General features: G+C 58.5%; 4 protein-coding genes. 2 read left to right on the forward strand and 2 right to left on the reverse strand.

Annotated elements, in window-relative coordinates; translation table 11 throughout:
- Positions 1–25: 25 nt before the first annotated feature.
- A complete protein-coding gene (locus tag ABLU96_RS20600) occupies positions 26–1039 on the reverse strand; it encodes a Gfo/Idh/MocA family oxidoreductase (protein ID WP_004098145.1) in 1014 nt (337 codons plus the stop codon).
- A gap of 48 nt (positions 1040–1087) precedes the next feature.
- Complete coding sequence (gene iolD / locus ABLU96_RS20605; RefSeq protein ID WP_014227682.1) at positions 1088–3028, reverse strand: 3D-(3,5/4)-trihydroxycyclohexane-1,2-dione acylhydrolase (decyclizing); 1941 nt, start codon at positions 3026–3028, stop codon at positions 1088–1090.
- Positions 3029–3553: 525 nt separating this feature from the next.
- Here iolD and iolC point away from each other — a divergent pair.
- Entirely contained in the window at positions 3554–5467 is a 1914-nt protein-coding gene (gene iolC, locus ABLU96_RS20610; RefSeq protein ID WP_014837227.1) for a 5-dehydro-2-deoxygluconokinase, read from the forward strand.
- Between the two features lie 151 nt (positions 5468–5618).
- Positions 5619–6476, forward strand: a complete 858-nt coding sequence (locus ABLU96_RS20615) for a MurR/RpiR family transcriptional regulator (protein ID WP_004098142.1) — start codon at positions 5619–5621, stop codon at positions 6474–6476.
- Positions 6477–6542: the final 66 nt, after the last annotated feature.

The raw sequence follows: 6542 nt of genomic DNA on the forward strand, positions 1-6542 counted from the left end.
AAGAAGTTCCGTCAGCAAAGCGGGATTAGCGTTTGTAGAATGCCGGGCATTCCGGCAGCGTCACCTCAACCGGCTCGCTGGTTTCCTGGGCTTTGATACAGGCGTCGGCAGCAACGGACGCCGCGTAGCCATCCCACGCCGATGGGCCGTGCAGCTGGCCGGCCTGAACATCATTGATAAAGGCCTGTAGTTCAACGTCATACGCTTTGATAAAGCGATCCTTCCAGTCGGTCAGGATAGCGGTCGACAGGTTAGCGGCTTTGCGCATCTGCACAGCCGACGGCTCAGGCAGGCGGGCAATCCCGGTTTCCCCTACCACTTCACACTGGATGTCGTAGCCGTACTGGCAGTTCACGAAGACTTCCACGTCGATCAGCGTGCCTTTTTTGGTTTCAAACGACACGATCTGCGGGTCTTTCAGGCGCGCGTGGGTGTGGGACGTGGAGCGCGGGAAGCGCACCTGCACGGAAACATAGTCGTCATTCAGCAGCCAGCGCAGAACGTCCAGTTCGTGAATCAGGGTGTTGGTGATCGCCATGTTGGTGATGTAATCCTCGCCCACCGACTGGTTGCGGTGCGCGCAGCGCAGCATCAGCGGCGCGCCGATGTCGCCGTCATCGATCACTTTTTTGAGCGCCAGATAGCCTTCGTCGTAAGGGCGCATAAATCCAACCTGCACCAGGCGGCGACCGGCCTTCATTTCCGCATCAACGATGCGGCGGCAGCCTTCCGCGCTCATCGCCAGCGGCTTCTCGCAGAACACCGGCTTCCCGGCGGCGATGGCGGCCAGGGTGTACTCTTCGTGGGTGGGGTCCCATGAGGTGACCAGAATAGCGTCCACGTCGCTGGCCTTAATCACGTCATGACCGTCGGCGTACACTTCGGCATGTACGCCCGGCAGCGCAACCGCGGCGCGGGCGTTCTCTTCGTTGATATCCGAAACCGCCACTACCGTGGCTCCCTGCAGTACCTGAGTGCAACGACGGATATGCTCTTTACCGATAGCGCCGGCACCGATGACACCTAATTTGAGTGACATAGTTGGTTTTCTCCCGAGATTTGTAGGGTTCAGGGTTTGTGTTCTGTTTTAGTAATCCCGCGCCTGAGCGCGTTTTTCATTGATCATTTGCGCCACCTTGCGGATCCGCTCGGAGAGCGCAGACTGCGCGACGCCGACGTTCCACCAGCTGCCGTATTTGTGCACCATGGTTTTCGGCAGCACTTTAATGTCTATCAGGGTGCTGACGGTTTCGCGGCGCGCGGCGTCCAGCGCGTGGCGTAGTTCTTCTAGCGTCGTGACGCGCCAGGTTTTGCAGCCGTAGCCGGCAGCGACGGTGGCGAAATCTACCGGCACCAGGCCGCCCTGCAGCTGGCCCGATTCGGCGCAGCGGAAGCGGAACTCGGTGCCGAAGCTGTCCATACCGTGCTCCATTTGCAGGTTGTTAATGCAGCCGTTGGCCATGTTGTCGAGCAGCACGATATTGATCTTCGCGCGCTCCTGCAGGGAGGTCACCAGCTCGGAGTGCAGCATCATGAACGAGCCGTCGCCGACCAGCGAATAGACCTCGCTTTGCGGTTGGGCTAACTTCACGCCCAGCGCGGCGCTGACTTCGTACCCCATGCAGGAGTAGCCGTATTCCACGTGATAGGTGTTGGTGGCCCGGTTGCGCCAGACGCGCTGCAGGTCTCCCGGCAGGCTACCCGCCGCCGCCACAATCACCGCATCCGCCGGCAGCGTTTCGTTGAGTACGCCAAGGACGCTGCTTTGCGTCAGGGTGGAGTCGGTTATCTGACGAAATTCGCGATACACCGATTCCCGATCCAGATGGTCGTCGATTTCCGGGACGAAAGCGGTTTCCTGCCACACCGCCTGGTAAACGCGCTGGGTCTCTTTCAGCTGGCGGCTCTGTACGCTTTCAATCTGCTCGCCCCAGCCAGCCTGCCAGGATTCGCCGGACAGGGCGTCGTCCAGGGCGGTGAGGGCTTCGCGGGCATCCGCCAGCATCGGGATGCCATCCAGCTTCCAGGCGTCGAAGTTGCTGACGTTAATATTGAGGAAGCGCACGCCCGGGTGCTGGAAAATCCATTTTGACGAGGTGGTGAAATCGCTGAAACGCGTGCCGAGACCGATGACCAGATCCGCCTCTTTCGCCAGCAGGTTCGCCGCCAGGCAGCCGGTTTCGCCGACGCCGCCCACGTTATACGGATGCGAAGAGACAACGCTGCCTTTACCCGCCTGAGTTTCGGCAAACGGCACGCCGTAGCGCTCGGCAAAACGGGTCAACGCCTCGCCGGCGCCGGAGTATTTCACCCCGCCGCCGCAGACGATCAGCGGCTTACGGCTGGCTTTAATCGCCGCCACGGCATCCGCCAGCTGCGCGGCGCTGGCCGGACGGCGATCAAGGCGGTGTACCCGGCGGGTAAAGAAGGATTCCGGATAATCCCAGGCTTCGCCCTGGACATCCTGCGGCAAACAGAGCGTGACCGCACCGGTTTCCGCCGGGTCGGTCAACACGCGCATGGCGTTGATGCAGGCGCTCATCAGCTGTTCCGGACGGGTGATGCGATCCCAGTATTTACTCACCGCGCGAAACGCGTCGTTAGTGGTAATGCTGAGATCGTGGCTCTGTTCGATTTGCTGCAGCACCGGGTCAGGCTGGCGGGTCGCAAACACATCGCCCGGTAGCAGCAGCAGCGGGATGCGGTTGGCGGTCGCGGTGGCGGCAGCGGTAATCATATTCGCCGCGCCGGGGCCAATGGAGGAGGTGCAGGCAATAATCTGACGACGCAGGGACTGTCTGGCAAAACCGGTGGCGACATGCGCCATCCCTTGCTCGTTACGCCCCTGATAGACCCGCATTTCACCGCTATCTTGTTCAAGGGCCTGGCCCATTCCCAGCACGTTGCCGTGGCCAAAGATAGCAAAGATGCCTTTGACGAACTTATGCTCTTCGCCATCGACTTCCAGGTACTGGTTATCCAGGAACTTCACCAGCGCCTGCGCCATTGTCAGTCTCAGTTTGCCCATGTTGCCCAATCCTTATTGTTCAGTATTTGCGTGTGGGTTCGCGTTTTGCCCTGCGCAGCGATACAGCGATGAGTCAGGGAAATCGTTAACGTCACTGGAATACTTCTGGATTATAGGCAAACATTTTTTTCATTAAATAGAAATACAGAAGAAATATTTCATTTTGCGAGAGCGATCAAACTCTCTATGCATTTCACCTGTTTCATTCGCATCCTGTATACGGGATAACGCGCAAATTACGCGGCCCACCTCTTAATATCCCCTTAAAAATCATAGGTAAAGACCGCATCTAAGCGGGCTTTAGTTCAACTTTCAGCCGCAGCCCAGGATCCGAGGCAGAATGAGGCTCAGCGCGGCATAGTGGTATATCCCTCACATTTTTGGTTTTTTAATTTCGATCTAGTTTGCAAATGAAATATTTATTTCTCAAACTAGAGATAACCAATAACCCTCAGGCTGTTTTCGGAGACGCTGTCGGTATCCCGACTCTTCCGTACAGCAGAAATGCAAAAGGAAACCCTAGCTATGAATGCAGCAGTAAAGCGACTCGACGTCATCTGTATTGGCCGGGTGGCAGTCGATCTCTATGCCCAGCAGATTGGCGCGAGGCTGGAAGATGTCGCCAGTTTTTCTAAATACCTGGGTGGCTCTTCCGGCAACGTCGCCTTCGGCACCGCCATTCAGGGATTAAAATCGGCAATGCTCGCTCGCGTGGGCGATGAGCATAATGGTCGTTTTCTACGCGAAACCCTGAGCCGCGCCGGCGTCGATACCGAATATCTGATCACCGATAAGCAGCGCCTGACGGCGTTAGTGATGCTGGGGATTAAAGATCAGGAGACGTTTCCGCTGATTTTTTACCGCGATAACTGCGCCGACATGGCCCTTTCGCCAGAAGATATTAAGGAAGAGTACATCGCCTCTTCCCGGGCGCTGGCGGTAACCGGCACCCACCTTTCGCACTCTAACACGCGCGAAGCGGTGCTGAAGGCGCTGGAGTACGCCCGCCGCCACGGCCTGCGTACCGCACTGGATATCGACTATCGTCCGGTGCTTTGGGGGTTAACGTCTTTAGGCGACGGTGAAACGCGTTTCATTGAATCCGGCCAGGTGACCAGCCAGCTGCAGGAAGTCCTGCATCTGTTCGATTTAGTGGTGGGGACAGAAGAGGAGTTTCATATTGCCGGCGGCAGCACCGATACCCTGACCGCGCTGAAAAACGTGCGTAACGCCACGAAAGCGACGCTGGTTTGCAAGCGCGGTCCGATGGGCTGCGTGGTGCTGGAAGGCGCTATTCCCGACAGCTGGGATAGCGTGCCGCTGCAGCAGGGCGTACGCGTAGACGTGCTTAACGTCCTGGGCGCGGGCGATGCCTTTATGTCCGGCCTGCTGCGCGGCTGGCTTAACGATGAAGGCTGGGAGCAGGCCTGCCGCTACGCTAACGCCTGCGGCGCGCTGGTGGTTTCACGCCACGGCTGCGCACCCGCAATGCCGACCAAAGCCGAGCTTGACGACTATCTGTCGCGGGCAGAATCGGTGCCGCGTCCGGATATCGACGATCGTCTCAACCATCTCCATCGCGTCACCAGCCGCCGCCAGGCATGGCCGGAGCTGTGCATTTTCGCCTTTGACCACCGTAAACAGCTGGCAGATCTGGCGCTGGAAACCGGGCGTGATGAATCCTGCATTCCGCAGTTGAAGCTGCTGCTGCTGGCGGCCGCGGAAGCCGCCGCAGACGAAGCCGGTCTTGACGGTCGCAGCGGCATCCTCGCCGATGGCACCTACGGCCAGCGCTCGCTCAATGCCATCACCGGCAAGGGCTGGTGGATTGGTCGACCGATTGAAATGCCGAGCTCTCGCCCGCTGCGTCTGGAACATGGCAACATCGGTTCCCAGCTGATCGACTGGCCGCTGGAGCACGTGGTGAAATGCCTGGTCTTCTATCATCCGGCCGATCCGGCCGAGCTGCGCGCCGAACAGGATGCGCTGCTGCTGGAGGTCTGGCAGGCGTGCAACAAGTCCGGGCATGAGCTGCTGCTGGAAATCATCCTGCCGGAAAACGGCCCGGATAAAGATGAACGCCACTACCACGACATGCTGGAGCACTTCTATCAGCTGGGCATCCAGCCGGACTGGTGGAAGCTGCCGCCGCTGTCGAGCGCGGAATGGGAAAGGATTGGCAAACTGATCGCGCGCGAAGATAGCTGGTGCCGCGGGATCTTAATCCTCGGCCTGGACGCCCCTTCGGACCGTCTGCGCGCCGGTTTTGCCGAAGCGGCGAAGCATCCGATGATCAAAGGTTTTGCCGTAGGACGCACCATTTTTGGCCAGCCTTCACGGCGCTGGATGCAGGGAGAGCTCAGCGACGAGGCGCTGATTAACGAAGTGAAACGCAACTACCTCACGCTCATCGGCTACTGGCGAGAAGCCCGCGGCTGATTCCGCCCAGGCCCGCATCCTCTTCAGAAGATGCGGGCTTTTTTCTGGATCTTCGTGAAATGAATCGCGTATTTCATCGTAGTAAATGAAAAATTCGCTTCATTTGATACACTGGAAATTATATTCCTTTCATTTTCTCAGAGCGCAATCTATGGCCAATAATCCGACCCAACTTACCATCTTGCAGGATGAAATCAGGCGTCGCTACGACACGTTAAGCAAACGCCTGAAACAGGTAGCCCGCTATATTCTCGATAACAGCAATAGCGTGGCTTTCGACACCGTGGCCTCTATCGCGCAACAAGCTGACGTCCCCCCTTCCACGCTAATCCGCTTCGCTAACGCCTTTGGTTTTAGCGGCTTCAACGAAATGAAGCAGATGTTCAAGCAGCATCTGATGGAAGAGACGGCTAACTATACCGAGCGCGCGCGTCTGTTCCGCCAGACCACGACGGATGACGCAACCCCGCCGGAAACGCCGACCGAAATCCTGAATATGTTCACCATGGTCAATACCCAGGCGCTGCAGCAGCTGGCGATGCAGACCTCCGGCGACGATCTGCAGCGCGCGGTCGCGCTGCTGGCGGAAGCGGAGAATATCTACGTTATTGGCCTGCGCCGCTCCTTTAGCGTCGCCTCCTATCTGACCTACGCCCTGCGCCATCTGGACCGTAAAGCGTTCCTGATTGACGGTCTGGGCGGCATGTTTACCGAGCAGCTGAGCCTGGTCGGGCCGAAAGATGTCGTGGTGGCGGTGAGCTTCTCTCCGTATGCGCGGGAAGTGGTTGAACTGGTGGAGCTCGGCGCGCAGCGTAAAGCACGACAGATAGCGATTACCGACAGCCAGGTCAGCCCGCTGGCGGCCTTCAGCGACGTCTGCTTTGTGGTGCGCGAGGCGCAGGTTGATGGTTTCCGCTCGCAGGTGGCCTCGCTGTGCCTGGCCCAGACGCTGGCGGTCTCGCTGGCGCTGAACAGCAGCAAAGATGCAGAGACGAAGCAGCTGGCTTAAATTTTTCATGCCTCCCGGATGGCGACGTAAACGTCTTATCCGGGCTACTTGTCCGCAGACGACGGT

This window comes from Klebsiella sp. CN_Kp106, assembly GCF_040064575.1.
Lineage (GTDB): Bacteria > Pseudomonadota > Gammaproteobacteria > Enterobacterales > Enterobacteriaceae > Klebsiella > Klebsiella michiganensis.

What these genes read in the sequence shown, in the direction of transcription:
- iolC (WP_014837227.1), top strand. Translation starts at nt 3,554, where the DNA reads ATGAATGCAGCAGTAAAGCGACTCGACGTCATCTGTATTGGCCGGGTG.
- ABLU96_RS20600 (WP_004098145.1), bottom strand. Translation starts at nt 1,039, where the DNA reads ATGTCACTCAAATTAGGTGTCATCGGTGCCGGCGCTATCGGTAAAGAG.
- iolD (WP_014227682.1), bottom strand. Translation starts at nt 3,028, where the DNA reads ATGGGCAAACTGAGACTGACAATGGCGCAGGCGCTGGTGAAGTTCCTG.
- ABLU96_RS20615 (WP_004098142.1), top strand. Translation starts at nt 5,619, where the DNA reads ATGGCCAATAATCCGACCCAACTTACCATCTTGCAGGATGAAATCAGG.